The 15,040-nt window shown below is 70.8% G+C and carries 11 protein-coding genes; 4 read left to right on the top strand and 7 right to left on the bottom strand.

Annotation, left to right across the window (positions count from 1 at the left end):
• Window positions 1–79: 79 nt before the first annotated feature.
• Together CIB93_RS17345 and CIB93_RS17340 are read left to right on the top strand one after the other, a co-directional pair.
• Complete coding sequence (locus CIB93_RS17345; RefSeq protein ID WP_096627787.1) at window positions 80–1,096, top strand: DUF3533 domain-containing protein; 1,017 nt, start codon at window positions 80–82, stop codon at window positions 1,094–1,096.
• Between the two features lie 222 nt (window positions 1,097–1,318).
• Complete coding sequence (locus CIB93_RS17340; RefSeq protein WP_096627785.1) at window positions 1,319–1,816, top strand: phospholipase; 498 nt, start codon at window positions 1,319–1,321, stop codon at window positions 1,814–1,816.
• 100 nt (window positions 1,817–1,916) lie between these two features.
• On the opposite strand, the gene CIB93_RS17335 is transcribed toward CIB93_RS17340, so the two are convergent.
• Window positions 1,917–3,095: a S1 family peptidase gene (locus CIB93_RS17335; RefSeq protein WP_179500146.1), complete on the bottom strand. Its 1,179-nt coding sequence runs from the start codon at window positions 3,093–3,095 to the stop codon at window positions 1,917–1,919.
• A 343-nt stretch (window positions 3,096–3,438) separates the two neighbouring features.
• Between CIB93_RS17335 and CIB93_RS17330 the strand changes: the two genes are divergently transcribed.
• On the top strand, window positions 3,439–4,347 hold the full coding sequence (locus CIB93_RS17330; RefSeq protein WP_096627782.1) for an alpha/beta fold hydrolase: 909 nt from the start codon (window positions 3,439–3,441) through the stop codon (window positions 4,345–4,347).
• Window positions 4,348–4,414: 67 nt separating this feature from the next.
• Here CIB93_RS17330 and fxsT read toward each other — a convergent pair whose 3' ends face one another.
• The 4 genes from fxsT to fxsA form a co-directional block, all read right to left on the bottom strand.
• Window positions 4,415–8,350 carry an FxSxx-COOH system tetratricopeptide repeat protein gene (gene fxsT, locus CIB93_RS17325; RefSeq protein ID WP_096627780.1) on the bottom strand — a complete coding sequence of 1,312 codons (3,936 nt, stop codon included), beginning with the start codon at window positions 8,348–8,350 and terminating at the stop codon, window positions 4,415–4,417.
• Entirely contained in the window at window positions 8,347–9,687 is a 1,341-nt protein-coding gene (fsxC, locus tag CIB93_RS17320; RefSeq protein WP_179500149.1) for an FxsC protein, read from the bottom strand. The genes fxsT and fsxC overlap by 4 nt, the downstream gene beginning before the upstream one ends.
• Window positions 9,688–9,806: 119 nt before the next feature.
• Complete coding sequence (gene fxsB / locus CIB93_RS17315) at window positions 9,807–12,128, bottom strand: radical SAM/SPASM protein FxsB, inactivated metallohydrolase extension form (protein ID WP_096627777.1); 2,322 nt, start codon at window positions 12,126–12,128, stop codon at window positions 9,807–9,809.
• A 65-nt stretch (window positions 12,129–12,193) separates the two neighbouring features.
• The gene (gene fxsA, locus CIB93_RS17310; RefSeq protein WP_096627775.1) at window positions 12,194–12,361 is read right to left on the bottom strand and encodes an FxSxx-COOH cyclophane-containing RiPP peptide; all 168 of its coding nucleotides are present in this window, start codon (window positions 12,359–12,361) and stop codon (window positions 12,194–12,196) included.
• A 209-nt stretch (window positions 12,362–12,570) separates the two neighbouring features.
• Between fxsA and CIB93_RS17305 the strand changes: the two genes are divergently transcribed.
• The gene (locus CIB93_RS17305) at window positions 12,571–13,500 is read left to right on the top strand and encodes a DUF4231 domain-containing protein (protein ID WP_096627774.1); all 930 of its coding nucleotides are present in this window, start codon (window positions 12,571–12,573) and stop codon (window positions 13,498–13,500) included.
• A gap of 22 nt (window positions 13,501–13,522) precedes the next feature.
• Here CIB93_RS17305 and CIB93_RS17300 read toward each other — a convergent pair whose 3' ends face one another.
• Both CIB93_RS17300 and CIB93_RS17295 read right to left on the bottom strand, forming a co-directional pair.
• Window positions 13,523–14,002, bottom strand: coding sequence for a hypothetical protein (locus CIB93_RS17300; protein WP_096627772.1), 480 nt, complete (start codon window positions 14,000–14,002; stop codon window positions 13,523–13,525).
• A 134-nt stretch (window positions 14,003–14,136) separates the two neighbouring features.
• On the bottom strand, window positions 14,137–15,036 hold the full coding sequence (locus CIB93_RS17295; RefSeq protein WP_096627770.1) for a S1 family peptidase: 900 nt from the start codon (window positions 15,034–15,036) through the stop codon (window positions 14,137–14,139).
• Between the last annotated feature and the right edge of the window lie 4 nt (window positions 15,037–15,040).

The following is a 15,040-nucleotide window of genomic DNA, read 5'->3' as shown; positions in this document are numbered from 1 at the left end:
CCCCTTCTCCGATCCACCCCTTCCGCCATTCAGCCCTGTCCCGCCTGCGCGGACACCGTCCCGACCGGACGGTTGGGGCATGACTTTCGTCGACGAGGTGAAGAACGCCGTCACTCCACGGGCCGCCCTGCTCGTCATCGGGGTGCTCGGACTGCAACTGCTGTTCATCGCGTCCTACGTCGGGGCCCTGCACAAGCCGAAGCCGACGGACGTCGCGTTCGGGGTGGTGGCACCGCAGCAGATGTCCCAGCAGCTCGTCGACCGGCTCGACGACCTGCCCGGCGGGCCGCTGGACCCCCGTACGGTGAGCAGCGCCGCCGAGGCTCGCGATCAGATCATGAACCGCGAGATCGACGGCGCCCTGATCGTCGCGCCGGAGGGCCGCACCGACACCCTGCTGGTCGCCTCCGGCGGCGGAACCGCCCTGACCACCGCGCTGGAGCGAATCCTCAGCGAGGCCGACGCCTCCCAGCAGCGGGCCGTGCGGACCGTGGACGTCGCCCCGGCCTCCGACGAGGACTTCAACGGACTCTCGTCCTTCTACCTGGTCGTCGGCTGGTGCGTGGGCGGCTACCTCTGCGCCTCGATCCTGGCGATCAGCGCCGGCGCCAAGCCCGCCAACCAGCAGCGCGCACTGATCCGGACCGGGACCATGGCGCTGTACTCGATCGTCGGCGGCATCGGCGGCGCGATCGTCATCGGCCCGATCCTCGGTGCGCTGCCCGGCAGCTTCTGGGGGCTGGCCGGCCTGGGCGCCCTGGTCGTCTTCGCGGTCGGCATGACCACGCTCGCCCTACAGGCCCTGACCGGCATCGTCGGCATCGGCCTGGCCGTCCTGATCATCGTCATCGCGGGCAACCCGAGCGCGGGCGGCGCCTTCCCGCTGCCGATGCTCCCCGACTTCTGGCGGACGATCGGGCCCGCCCTTCCCCCGGGCGCGGGCACCTGGGTGGCCCGCTCCATCGCCTACTTCCAGGGCAACGCGGTCACCGGCCCGCTCCTGGTGCTCTCCGCCTGGGCGGTCGTCGGCACGGCCGTGACCCTGCTCCTGTCGATGCGGCGCCGGCCGGAGAAGGGCGCGGCCCTCACCTCCTGACGATCCGCCCGTGAGGCCGCCGACGATCCACTCGTGGGGCCGCTGACGACCCGCCCGTGGGGCCGCCCGGCGGCCCCATCTGACGTACACCCCAACTTCTGATGTCAGGTTGACTTGACGCCTAGACATGACAGGTCCATGACGACATCGTGGAGCCGCCTCGTACCACCCGACGAGGAGCACGGCCGGGACACCCCCCTTCCACCCCCACGGAGGTCGCTCATGCGTCGTCGATTCACCGCCCCGCTCGCCGCGGTCGCCCTGTCCCTCCCGCTCACCCTGATCACCGCCGGTTCGGCCGCGGCAGCCCCCGCCGACAAGCCCCAGGTCCTCAGCTCCTGGACCCAGACGAGCGCTTCCAGCTACAACGCCTGGAACGCCGCACGCAACAACCAGGGCGCCTGGGCCGCGTACGGCTTCAACTGGTCCACGGACTACTGCAGCAGCTCCCCCGACAACCCGTTCGGCTTCCCCTTCCAGAACTCCTGCGCCCGCCACGACTTCGGCTACCGCAACTACAAGGCCGCAGGCACGTTCTCCGCACACAAGAGCCGCATCGACTCCGCCTTCTACGCGGACCTCAAGCGCGTGTGCGCCGCGTACTCCGGCGCCAAGCGCACCTCGTGCAACAGCACGGCCTGGACCTACTACCAGGCCGTGAAGATCTTCGGCGTCGCCCCGGCCGAGACCGCCCCCGGCGATCTTCCCCAGGCCGCCTGACCCGTCACCGCTCTTTCGCGCACGGGAAGAGGCCCCCGGTCCGGCCGGGGGCCTCTCCTCGTTGCCGTACTCAGGACGCGTACGCCCTCGGGGTCAGCGGTCAGCCGATCTCGGCGCCGTAGGCGGCCAGCGCCTCCGGTACCGGCTGGAAGAAGGTCGTACCGCCCGAGGAGCAGTCGCCGCTGCCGCCCGAGGTCAGGCCGAGTGCGGTGCCGCCCGCGAAGAGGGCGCCGCCGCTGTCGCCCGGCTCGGCGCAGACCGTCGTCTGGATGAGGCCGCGGACGATGTCGCCGTTGCCGTAGTTGACCGTGGCGTCCAGCGCGGTGACCTCGCCCTCGTGCACCTGGGTGGTCGAGCCGCTGCGGGTGACCGCCTGGCCGACCGTGGCGTCGCCCGCCCGGGTGATCTGCCGGGTGGAGCCGTTGTAGAGGTTGACCTCGCTCGGGCGCGCGATGTCCGAGGTGTACTTGACCAGGCCGTAGTCGTTCTCCGGGAAGCTGGAGCCCTCGGTCCTCCCGATCTCCGAGCCGCCCTGGGTGTCCGACCAGCTGGCGACCGACTCGGTGCAGTGGCCGGCGGTCAGGAAGTACGGTTCGCCGTCCTTGACCACGTTGAAGCCGAGCGAGCAGCGGGAGCCGGAGCCGAAGATCGCGTCGCCGCCCGCGATCAGCGGCTTGAACTCGCCCGCCGTCCTGTTCAGTTCGGCCGTGCCTCCGAGCCCCTCGACCACGGCCGAGAGCTTCTTCCAGGCCGCGCCGTCGACCGTGCTGTCGGCGGTGACGAGCACCTTGTTGGTAACCGGGTCGACCGCCCAGGAGGTGCCCGGGATCGTCGCCTTGTCGGTGAGGGCCTGCCGGGCCGACTTCAGCTCGGCGAGGGAGTTCTCCACGATCCTGGCCCTGCCGCCCGCCTGGCGGACCCGCTCGGCGGCGGCCTCGTCGACGACGTTGACGACGAGGGCCTTCGCCTTCGTGTCGTAGTACGTCCCGGCCGCGTCCGTGCCCAGGTCCCGGTCGAGAGCGGAGGCCAGCTTTCCGGCCGCGTCCGCGCTGAGCGCCTTGACCGTGAACTCGGATACCTCATCGCTGGCGTTCGCAGTCTGGAACGTGAATCCCGCTGCGACCAGAGCGACGACGGCCGAACCGGCCAGCGTCGCGCGCTTCCTGGATATGCGTCGATGCTTCAACTTCGACCTCCTGTGGGGCCGCGCACGGAGCAAGTGGGGTGCCCGTACACGGAGGATGGGGCGCCCACTATTCCGAGGTCGCCGATAGCACACAAGGTCGACTTCGAGACGTGCACACCACACCGACGCTTCGCACGCGGGGCGTTCACTTACCCCGGGTCACGCCATGTCGGTTCCGTTTGCGAACACCCGGTGCGATCATCGGCGGCCCCTGAGTGAGGACTAGTCCTGTCCGGTATTCGCCCAGCCGGTCCGGATGGCGCACCCACTTGTCCGGATTCCGACGGAGATCGTCCGCCGGGAGCCTCTCAGAGCCTTCACAGTTCCTGTCACCGAACAGTCCCCGTAACGCCTCTGATGGGTCATCATCGAACGACGGCACACGCCGGGCACGCCGTGCCCGGACCGGCCGGGTGACCGATCTGAGGAGGCGCGGGTGCGCAGTCGGGTGCGCGCGGCGGACGGGCGGCATCTGATGGTCGAGCGGCTGGGCGATCCGCGGGGCAGACCGGTCTTTCTGCTCCACGGGACCCCGGGCAGCAGGCTCGGGCCCGCTCCCCGCGGCATGGTCCTGTATCAGCGCCGCACACAACTGATCACCTACGACCGCCCGGGGTACGGCGATTCGGACCGGCACGAGGGCCGCCGGGTCGGCGATGTCGTCGAGGACGTCCGGGCGATCGCCGATTCCCTGGGCCTTGCCCGCTTCGCCGTCGTGGGCCGCTCCGGCGGGGCCCCGCACGCGCTGGCCTGCGCGGCCCTGCTGCCCGAACGGGTCACGCGCACCGCCGCCCTGGTCCCGCTCGCCCCCTGGGGCGCGGCCGGGCTCGACTGGTTCGACGGGATGGCCGCGTCCAATGTGGACGCGTACTCCACAGCGGCAGCCGACCCGGACGGGCTCGCGGAGTCCTTCATCGTCCGCTCGGCGCAGATCCGGCGCGACCCGGTGAAGCTCCTGGACGATCTGCGCCGGGAGCTGACCGACTCCGACCGGGTGGTGGTCAATGACGCGGGCATCCGGTCGATGCTGTTGCGCAACTACAGCGAGGGGCTGCGCATCTCGGCGTACGGCTGGATCGACGACGCCATCGCCTTCTGCAGCCCCTGGGGCTTTGAACCCTCCCGGATCAGCGGCCGGGTGCTGCTCTGGCACGGGGTGAAGGACGTGTTCTCCCCGGTCGGCCACTCCCGCTGGCTGGCCGGGCAGATCCCGGGTGCCACCGCCGTACTGGAGCCGGCGGCGGCACACTTCGACGCGTTCTCCGTCCTTCCCCGCGTCCTCGACTGGCTGCTGGACGACCGGGCCGATCCGGACCGGCCGCTGCCCTCCGCCGTACCGCTCTGACGCGGGGAGAGCAGCGCCGCGCCGGGCCCGTACGCCAGGGCCCGGCGCAGAGATCAGGCTCGCCCGATCACACCGCCAGCGGTTCCAGTTCGCGCCGGAACCTGCGCTCGTCCCGCGCCATCCGGGTCAGCGGGTGGTCGTCTCCCAGCTGGCGGGCCAGCTCGTCGACGACCTCCGCCCGCACGTGCAGGGCCTCGTCCTTGCGCCCCATGGCATCCAGCGTGACCGCGATGTTCGAGGTCATCGCCAGTGTCTCCGGGTGGTGCGCCCCGAGGGCCTCCTTGAGCTGACCGGAGACCGTGCGCTCGGTCCTCAGGACGAGGTCGAGATCGCCCGCTTCGGCCGTGGCGTTGGCCAGGTTCATGACGCAGAACAGCGTGTGCGGGTGATCGTGCCCGAAGATGTCCCGCATCGAGGCGACCACGCGGCGGTGCACCCGCTCCGCCTCCTCCGCCTCTCCCACACCCGACAGATAGATGCCCAGGTTGTTCTGGGCGGCCAGGGTGGAGGGGTGCTTGTCCCCCGGCACCTTCATGTACTGGTCGACGACCTCCTGGGCGGTCTCCCGGGCCTCCGCCGCCTCGCCCGCCGCGAACAGGTCGGCGGCCAGATTGAGGTCGCAGGCCAGCGAATCGGGGTTGGCGGTGGTGTACTTCGCCCGGTACCGGGCGCGGGTGGCGACCGTCAGCCGGTGCGCGTCCTCCAGCCGGCCGGCCCGCCGCAACGACACCGCCAGGCTCTTCGCGGCGCTCAGGGTGGTGGGGAAGCTGCGCCCCAGGGTCCGCTTGCAGCTGTCGTAGGCGCGGCTGAGCAGGCCCACGGAGTCCTCGTACCGCCCGACCTCCCGCAGATCGCGGGCCAGGTTCATCGCGGAGGACAGGCTGTAGGGGTGCTCCGGGCCGAGCACCTGGGAGCGCAGGTCGTAGACGTCCTGGTCGATCTCGCGGGCGCGGGCGTACTGGCCGACGCTGCGCAGGTTCAGGGCCAGGTTGTTGGCGGCGGCCAGGGTCCGGGGGTGGGAGTCGTGGAAGATCTGGCCGAATCCCTCGTGGGCCTCGGTCGCCATCTCGATCGCCCGGCCGTAGTCCCCGAGCAGCCCGAGGTCGATGGCCAGGCTGCTGGTGGTCATGTAGGTGTGCGGGTGCTCCGGGCCCAGCACCTCGCGCTGCCGCTGGAGCGTGAACTCGTCGAGCTCCTTCGCCTCCACGTAACGCCCGCGGGTGCGCAGGATGTTGGAGAGGTGGAAGCAGAGGTACAGGTACTGCAGGTCCCGCTCCCCCAGCTTCTCCTGCCAGATCTCCCGCAGCTCGTCTCCCAGCGCCCCCGCGGTCCTGACGTCGCCGCGCTTCCAGAGGTAGCGGACCCGGTCGATCAGGAGCCTGCGGGTCTCCGGCTCCTTGCAGTTGCGGGCGTCGGAGGGGCCCAGGTGCGGCCAGATCGTCGTGAAGCGCGGCCAGGTGTCCGGGTTGTCGATCGGCTCGTCGTCATCCGGGCGGGCGCCGGCCAGGATGCGGTGGACGACGTGCCGGGCCTCGCGCTGCTCCTCCTCGCTGAGCTGCGCCTTGATCACGGCCTGGACGAGGCGGTGCACCTGGATGGAGTTGGAGACCTGGTCGACCTTGGCGAGGGCGAACCGGCCGATCTCCCGGATGACCCGGCCCAGCACCAGCTTCTCCTGGAGCGAGGAGTCGTACGGTTTCAGCGCGTCGATCATCTCCTTGCTGTAGAGGAGGTTCGCGGAGATCGGTTCCGGGGCGAAGAAGGCGCAGAGCTGGAGCAGCCGTACGGCCGCGGGCGAGCGCTCCTTGAGCCGGGCGATGGAGATGTTCCAGGTGGCGGCGACCGGTTCCGGGTAGCCCGCGGGCTGGTTGAGGGCGAGGACCTGGGGCGCCTGCTGGGCGAGCTGTTCGAGATAGGCGTCGATGGGGGTGGCGGTCTCCGCGATCCAGGCCGCCGCCTGCTCGACGGCGAGCGGCAGGTCGCCCACGGCGGTGGCCACCTGGTCGGCGTCCTCGTCGCTGAGCCCCGGGGCCCGGCGCTGGAGGTGCTCGATGGACTCCTCGCGCAGGAAGACGTCCACGGGCAGGGCGTCCCCGTGCTGGGACCAGCTCTGGTTGCGGGAGGTCACCAGGATGTGGCCGGAGCCTCCCTGCGGGAAGTAGCGGCGCAGCTGCTCGGGGTCGTCCGCGTTGTCGAAGACCAGCAGCCAGCGGTCCGAGGGCACCCCGCGCCGCAGCAGGTCGACGGCCTCCTGCGAGGCGACCGCCATGTCGTCGCCGCCCTGGGCGCCGAGCCGGACGGCGAGTTCGGCGAGCGAGGCGACCACGTCGTCGGGCTGTTCGGACGATATCCACCACACCAGGTCGTAGTCGGCCATGAAGCGGTGCACGTACTCCAGGGCCACCTGGGTCTTGCCGACACCGCCGAGTCCGTACAGGGTCTGCGGCTGCGGCAGGACGACGGCCAGACCGCCGCCGAGCTGGTCGCGCATCCGCTCCAGGACGAGCGAGCGGCCGGTGAACCCGGGGTTGCGGGGCGGTGCGTTCCAGATCCTCGGTACGGTGCCGGGGAACCGGGGCCCCGGGGCCACACCGTCGACCAGCTGCACCGGCCGGTCCAGGGCGCGCATCAGGGCCGTGGTGGCGTGCACCTCGTCGAGGCGGAAGAGGTCGACCGGGTTGCGGTCGATGTAGGGGGCGCTGAGGCGTACGTCGCCGACCCGCAGGGGCAGCAGCTGGCGGCGGCCGCCGCCCGGGTCCTCGGCGACCGCCCGCTCCCACAGCTCCACGCCGCGCTGCGACTTGAGGTAGGCGGTGGAGAGCAGCACCACCGTGCGGGCGGTGTTCTCGGTGGCGGGGCTCGCGGTGTCCTCGGGCGGGCGGTCGGCGGAGACGTCTCGCGGGACGACCCGGAAGCCGGCCCGGGTGAGGACGGACTCGATCCAGTCGGCCCACATCCGGTTCTCCGCCACATAGCTGAGGAAGAGGTCGGCGGGCAGGGCGGGCCTGCGCCGGGTGAAGGCGTCGCGGATCCGCAGGCGGACCTCTTCGCCGATCGGGGGCATCGAGGTGATCTCGCGGCCGGTGATGACCGCGGTGAGCCGTTCGAAGGCGGAGAGCAGCGAGTTGGTCAGCCCGGCCTCGTCGCCGAAGGTGGCGAGTGTCTCCTCGTAGGCGTAGTAGGGGCGGTAGGGGATCTCCACCGCGCCCCAGTAGGCGGTGAGTTCGTCGCCGGACATGTCACGGGGCAGCCGGTCGAACTTGAGCCGGGCCAGTGCCCGTCCGGCGTCCGCCTTCTCCTTCTCGCCCTCGTCGATACGCATGGGGACGGGGAAGATGGAGATGGGACGGCCGGTGTAGCGCTCGGCGATCTGGCGGGCCACGGAGGCCGCGCCGTCGATGGACTGGTCGCTGAGGGTGAAACAGTCGACGAGCACGTCCGGGAGATGGACGGTGCAGATGTCGGCGATGTCGCTGAGGCCGGTCCGGCTGTCGATGAGGACGTAGTCGTAGTTGGCCTTCATGTCGTCGCGCAGCGCGTCGAAGAAGTGGCCGCCGCCGAGCCGGTCGTAGAAGTTGTCCCAGTCGAAGGTGGAGACGGTCGCGGAGTACTCGCGGTTCTGCCGTCCGGCGGAGACGAAGTCGAGCGTGCCGCCCTGCGGGAACTCCCAGCCGAGCGTCTCCGGGGTCAGCGACACGGCGTGCGGCTGGATGCGGGCGTAGTCGCGGTGCCAGTCGTCGGCGCGCTGGGCGGGGCTGGTCGCGGCCCAGGCGTACTCGGTGATCAGGTCGATCACTCCGGTGGTGGCGCCGAGGGTGGCGGGGTCGAGGAAGGGGTGGAAGAACCGGTGGAGTCCGGGCGCCTCCAGGTCCCAGTCGACGGCCAGCACCCGCTTGCCGTTGGCCGCGAGGATCCAGGCGGTGTTGGCGAGGGCCATGGTGCGCCCGGTACCGCCCTTGTACGAGTAGAAAGTGACGATGCGTCCGTCACGACCGGTACTCATATGTCCTCCGCTTCCGTCGCGAGGTCGTGCGGATCGGGTGTGTAGCTGGTGGCGCCCATGGGGCCGGTGAGCCGGGTCCGTTCACTGTGTCCGCCGCCGGTGCCCGGCGGGTAGGCCGTCGCGTGTCTCAGATACTGCTGGGCGGCCACCTCGACGACCTGGGGCAGGAGTTGCCCGAAGGCCTCCATCGTGGGCACGCCCCGGGCGGCGGCCCGGCAGAAGGTCCGGCCGTGGCGCATCCTGGCGGGCATGGTCGCTTCGAGTTTCCCGGTCAGCTCGGCCTCCGCGGCCCGGCTCTGGTGGTCGTCGCGGCTCCACGGCACGACCATGGTCACCCAGGGGCGGTTCTCGGCGTCGAAGGCGGCGAGCCTGAGGCGGCGGTCCTCGTCCTGGAGGGCCCAGCGGTCGACGATGAGGATCTCCGGGGTGCTGGGCGGGGCCTTGCCCTCGGGCTGGCCCGACTCCTCGTCGAAGGAGGTGATCTGGGCCTGGTAGTTGAGCGAGCGCACCAGCTCCTCGGCGACGTAGGCCAGGGGGCGGGCGGCGTCCGGGTGGTAGGGGTTCCAGTCCTGCGGGTGGTCGCCGTAGTAGTCGGCGTCGCGCCCCTCCGGCAGCTCGTGGCGGGTGGGTGCGGCGATGGTGATCCGCATCGGCCGGGGGGCGCCGACCCCGCTGCTGGGGGAGCCGAAGGCACTGGGAGCGAGGCGGTAGTCGACGGGGCGGCCGGTGTCGATACGGACCGAGTCGGCGACGCTGACGATGCGTTTGGCCAGTTCGTAGACGGCCCGTTCGTACTCCTGGGCGAAGAGCCTGAGCTTGATCAGGCCGTAGAGGCCGTCGCTGACGTAACGGTCCCCGAAGTCGCGGTGGTTGAACTGTAAGCGCTCAGCCGATCCGGGGAGCTGGCTCGGCGGCACCGGCACCCAGAGGGCGGGGACGATGGCCTCGGCGGGCTGGTTGGAGCGGGCCCGGTGGTGGATGGCGCGCTGCTCGAAGGCGTACCACTCCTTGCCGCACATCTCGCTGGCGAAGTAGCGCGGCGAGAACAGCGGGACGAAGACCCGGCAGGTGGCGAGGACGTCACCGAGCCGTTCCGACCAGCCCTCCCCGGAACGTATCTCCCGGTCCATGAATCCCGCGGGCGCGCCCGCGGGCAGGTCGGTCATGGCCATCACATGACCGCAAAGATCTTGGAAAAGCCGCTCGACCCACATATCGGGGTCCGTACCACCGCCGTACCCCGGTGTGTGGGCGTAACTCAGAAAGAAGTACGGCCGATGGTCCGCCGCTCGCTGCTGCGTCGATGCGTGCACACGACCCCCGTCCTGTATGAGCACCCGCACCCAAGGTCGGTGATGAATGCGAGCGGATTCATCATTCCGGAGTGGACCTTGTTCCACCCCCCTGACGTTCAGTCATTCAACGCCGCTTTCCAGTCATTCATACCCAGGTTTCGTCAGAGTCTTTCTTGATCGAAAGTAATCCTGGGGTGCTTATCCCTGCTTGTCCCCGTGTGTACCGCGCCACTCCCCCGGTGCACCGCCCCGCTCGCCTCCTTGCGCAGGAGATCCAGCAGCCGCAGCCCGTCCACCGTCGGCTCGGCCGCCCCTTCGAGGAGGTCGAGCGCTTCGGGCACCCCCCGGAGGAAGCGGGGGTCCAGCGCGGCGAGCCCCACGCGCTCATAGGCGTCGGCCAGCAGCCGGGAGAACGGGACCTCCTCTTCCTGCCAGGGCGACCGATGGGCCCAGGCCCCGTCCGAGGCGTAGAGGTCCGTGACGTCGAGCAGGGCCCGCAGTCCCGTACGCCGGTGGCCCCGCAGCAACGCGAGCGCCAGCTCCTCCGCGCCCCCCGTCACCGGCAGGCCGAGCGCCCCGTAGCCGTGCGGCCGCCCCTCCTGCCGCCCCGGCCCGCACGGCACGGGCGGCTGCACCGGTGTCAGCGTCGTCAGACCGGCCGCCGCGGCCGCGGCCTGCTCCGGGGCGGCCTCCGCCAGCAGCGCCCACGCCCGGCCGATGACCGCGGCCCACCGGTCCGCCGCGTCCGGCGCGAGGCGCGGTGCGGCGGGTGCGGTGAAGCAGTCGCGGTACGGGTCGAGGTCGTCGAGCAGGAACGCGGGGGCACCGGCGGCCGCGAGCCGTCGGACCGGGCGCCAGCCGGGGGCGTCCCTGCCGTCCAGCGCGATCGCGCGGCGGGTGCCGTCCCCGCTCCGGACCTCGAACCCGTCGCCGGTGGCGCGCACCGAGACGCGGCCGCTCTCCCCGGGGCCACCGAGCCGCAGCTCGCCGAGGGTGGGCAGGGCGATGCGTCCGGCGCGGTACGTGACGGGGACGGCCAGGTCGAGACCCCCCCGTACGGCCGCCGCCGCGACCTGGGCGGAGAGCCGCAGCGCGGCGCCGACGGCCTCCGGGCTCCCGGCGCGCAGCCCTTCGAGCACGTCCAGCAGCCAGGTGCGCGCATACGGGTGGGCCAGGACCTCGTCGAGGGCGGCGGCACCCGACTCGCAGGACTCGGCCTCGGCCGCGATCGCCCAGGCCTCGTCCCACTCCTGCCCCGCGCGGCCGTCGAGATCGGCGTGCAGCAGGGCGAGCAGAGTGCGGGTCAGATCCTGCTGGGCGGCGGCCAGGTCCGCCGGGTCGCCCAGCGCCGGGGAGACGGTGGCCGACTCGGTGCGCTGCTGGATGCCCCGGACGAGCGCCTCCAGGTCGGCGCAGTAGACGGAGGGGTTGTCGAAGCCGCCGCTCGCCGAGCGGTAGCGGTGGGTGTAGAGCCCGCCGCCGCACGAACGTACGACGGGGCACCGGCGGCAGGCCTCGCCGACCCCGGCCAGGCCGAGCTGCCGGGCCCGGACTCCCGGGTGGTCGGCGACCTCGTCCAAGGAGTGGGTGAAGACGTCGAAGCCGGTGGCGGCCGCGCCCTCGTAGGCGCTCTTGAGCGAGTCGACCTGCTCCAGCTGGCCGTCCGTCTCGACGACGACGAGGTCGGTGGGGGCCAGGCCCAGGGATTCGGTGAGGCTGGGGCCGCCGCCGAGGGTGGAGAGCACCGAGGAGAAGAGGCGGACCGGAACCGGTCGCCCCTGTTCCTGCCAGCGGTCGAAGACCGCGAGGAGCCAGGTGGCGTACGCGGTGGGCGATCCGTCCGGGCGGGGCGGCGGCTCGTCCCAGGTGGCGTGCGGGAGGAGGAAGTCGACCAGCGGCGGTTCGAGTTCGGTCAGGGCGTCCAGGACCGCGACGGGGTCGTTCTCGATGTCGATGGTGCACAGGAGGCCGAGGTTGAGATGGCGGTAGCGGTCCTGGCCGAGCAGCTCCACGGCCTTGAGGACCAGGGGGTGGCTGCTGCGCCCGTCGGCGTAGCGGCGGTGGCGGTCGTTGGCGGCCTTGTCGCCGTCCAGCGAGATGCCGACCTTGACGCCGAACTCGTCGAAGAGGTCCAGATAGCGGGGGCTGAGCTGGAGGCCGTTGGTGTGGATGCGTAGATCCAGGTCGGCGATGCCCGCGAGCGCGGAGCCGAACTCCTCGCAGACGGTCCGCAGCCGTGCGGGACCGGCGAGCAGAGGCTCCCCTCCGTGCAGGATCACTGTCACGGAGGGCAGTGCATGAGTCCCGGCGTGCTCAGCGAGGCGCTGGGCCGTCCGGCGAATGACGTGGTCAGAGATAACCTTCGGCCTGGTTCGCCAGCTCTGATCCGCGTGTTCATAGACATAGCAATGGTCGCAGGCGAGATCGCACCTGCTGTGAACCTTCAGAACGATTTCGCGGAATGGCACCGCGGGTCCTGTCATTTCACCAGTCTAGCCAGCTGCTGACACCTCGTCATACCAGCTGGCGGGTATCGCTGGTGAGTCGCCTACAGCGCGGAGTTGAAGGTGGCGGTCCGCGTGGAACGACCGGTCGTCGATGCGAACACGCGCCCGAGCTTCAGCGCGGCAGCGCTGTCCGAAGCCTCGATCTTCGCGAGTGGAACACGACTCTTCTTCGCAACAGCGAAGGAGGGAGAGGATTCGTAGGTCTTCACGGCCGTCCTTGATGGGTTCGTTCCGGACACGGAATGAGCACCGGCAACTGCACCATTGCAGTGTCCGGCGGCACGACTTTACTCTCATACCCCGCGCGCGCAACTCTTGCGCGCGGGCACAACCTCCGGTGAACGCGCGGCTGCTCCAAATGGATCGGAACATTTCATTCCGTCATGCGGGAAAAACGGTACGGGACAAAGGAGCGATCATGACGGCGATTCCGGGACCCCTGCAGAGCATGGTCTTCAGGAACGCCGACCTGCCCGTCCTGTTCCATCACACGGACGCCATCGCCGTCGCCCGTCAGCGCGAGGCCGTGAACACCACCCGCGGACAGCTGGCCCTGCTCGCCGCGGGAGCCGTGCCCGCGGCCCTGCCGTGGCAGGTCCAACTCGGAGGATCGTTCCAACTCCTCGACGCAGCAGCGGCGTTGGCGTACCTCGGTGTCCTGATCGCGACCTTCCTCGCCTCCCACCGCAAAGCAAAGTCGCACTGGCAACTGAATCGCTCGGCGGCCGAGTTCATCAAGTCCAACTGCTGGCGATACGCGGTCCACGGCTCGCCCTTCGACAGCTCGGCCGAACACCCCGAAGCCCTGTTCGCCAATCGTCTCGAAGAAGGCCTTCAGGAACTGCGGAAAGTGGGCTGGGCGGACCCTCGCGAGGAGCTGGTGGATTCCGGCGGCGGCCTCATTACGGAATCGATGCGCACCTTGCGGAACAAGGCCTACACCGTCCGCAAGGAAACATATGTACGGGACCGGCTCATCGAACAGCGGCGCTGGTACCGCAGACGTCAGCAGGTCTCGCGGCGCGGGGCCCTCCTGTGGTCGGGGGCCGTCGTCGCCCTGACCCTCCCGGCGCTGGCGCTCAGCCTGCTCCAGACCTTCGGAGTGGGGCGCGCCTTCGGGCTGACCGGGGTGCTGTCCGCGGCCGCCGCCGCCTGCCTCGCCTGGAACGAGATGCGCCGTCACCATCCGCTGATCTCGGCTCATTCGCTGGTGGAGCAGGACCTGGAGTCGATGCAGGCCGCGATGGAGACCACCCTCACCGAGCGGCAGTGGCCCGCCGCGGTGTTCGAGACCGAGCGGATCGTCTCGCCCGAACACACCGACTGGCTGGTCAGACACCGGGTATGAGCCGGGCGGAACCGGCGGGGGCTCAGGTGCGCAGTACCCCGTCGCGCCAGATGACGGTGACCGGGCGGCCCAGGGCGCGGGCGTATGTCACGATGTCGCCCGTCCCGCCGAGGCCACGGGCCGGGCGGCCGTCCCAGACGGCCAGCAGCCGGTCGCAGTGGTCGGCGATGTAGGCGCCCGCCGCGTAGTACGCCTCGTCCGTGGAGTGGGGGAAGTCCAGCCGGACCTCCTGGGCCGCGCGCGCCCTGAGCCCCCGGTAGCGGGCCAGGTCGACGGCGTTCTCGAAGCAGGCCTCGTAGTCGCCGCTGGGAATCACCGCCGTCAGCTTGGCCCCGCAGGCCAGGGCCAGGTCGGCGAAGAGCTGGTCGGCGCCGACCGCCAGGCTGGAGAGCGCCTCGGTCGCGCCGTCGAGGCCGCACAGCTCGGCCCGCAGCCCCGCGAGCACATGGGCCTCGGCCTCGGCGGGGATGGAGCGGTGACCGGTCACACCGATGCGATTCACGGACCTGCTACCCCCTGATGCCGTCGTGGCGCCATCCTCTCAAGAGCTCCCCGACGAGCGGGAGCCCCCGTCCGGAATTCCGGACGGGGGCTCGTATGTACGGATACGGCTCCGGGCGCGGCCCGGTGCGCCGGTCAGTACACGCTCACGCCGTACGCGTTCAGGGCTTCGACGACCGGCTGGAAGAAGGTCGTGCCCCCGAATGAGCAGTTGCCGCTGCCGCCGGAGGTGAGACCGATCGCCCGGGTGCCGGAGTAGAGCGGGCCGCCCGAGTCGCCGGGCTCGGCGCACACGTTGGTGCGGATCATGCCGTAGACGACGTCGCCGCCGCCGTAGTTGACGGTGGCGTTGAGTCCGGTGACCGATCCGCTGTGGGTGCCGGTCGTGGAGCCTCGGCGGGTGACGGCCATCCCGACGGTGGCGTTGGCGGCGCTGGTGATGTCCTGGCCGCCGACCGTGCCGTTCTTGGGAATGGTGGTGTTGGTGTAGCGCACGATGCCGTAGTCGTTGTTCGGGAAGCTGGACGCGGCGGTCGTGCCGAGCACGGTGGTGCGGGCGGAGTTGGCCCACCAGGTGCCCGTCCCGTTGGTGCAGTGACCGGCGGTCAGGAAGTAGTAGGTACCGCCCCTGCGGACGTTGAAGCCGAGGGAGCAGCGTCCGGTGCTGGAGTAGATCGCGTCGCCGCCGGAGATCAGTTTGGTGAACTTCCCGGGCGTGCGCTCGATCGTGAGGGCGGAGGCGTTGGCGCCGGCCGCCTTCTTGATCCGGTTGATCTCGTCCTGTGTGACCGTGCTGTCCACGGTGACGAGGAGGCGCTTGGTCCGCGGGTCGATGTTCCAGGCGGTGCCCGCGATGTCGGCGCCGAGCACGGCGTCACTCGCCGCGGTCAGCTGGTTGGCGCTGAACGTACGGGGGGTTTCGGCGTTCGCGGTGGGGATGGCCATGGCCGCGACGGCGGCGAGCCCCGCGAGGACGGCCGTGGTACGGACGCCTCTCGTCACGCTGGAGCGGTTGCTGGTGCGCTTGATCCTCACTTCG

It is taken from the genome of Streptomyces sp. WZ.A104 (assembly GCF_002382885.1).
Lineage (GTDB): Bacteria > Actinomycetota > Actinomycetes > Streptomycetales > Streptomycetaceae > Streptomyces.
This window is presented reverse-complemented; position numbering and strand designations above follow the sequence as displayed.

Coding starts and splice junctions, on each gene's coding strand:
- CIB93_RS17345 (WP_096627787.1), top strand. CDS start 80: ATGACTTTCGTCGACGAGGTGAAGAACGCCGTCACTCCACGGGCCGCC.
- CIB93_RS17340 (WP_096627785.1), top strand. CDS start 1,319: ATGCGTCGTCGATTCACCGCCCCGCTCGCCGCGGTCGCCCTGTCCCTC.
- fxsT (WP_096627780.1), bottom strand. CDS start 8,350: ATGAGTACCGGTCGTGACGGACGCATCGTCACTTTCTACTCGTACAAG.
- fxsB (WP_096627777.1), bottom strand. CDS start 12,128: ATGACAGGACCCGCGGTGCCATTCCGCGAAATCGTTCTGAAGGTTCAC.
- CIB93_RS17305 (WP_096627774.1), top strand. CDS start 12,571: ATGACGGCGATTCCGGGACCCCTGCAGAGCATGGTCTTCAGGAACGCC.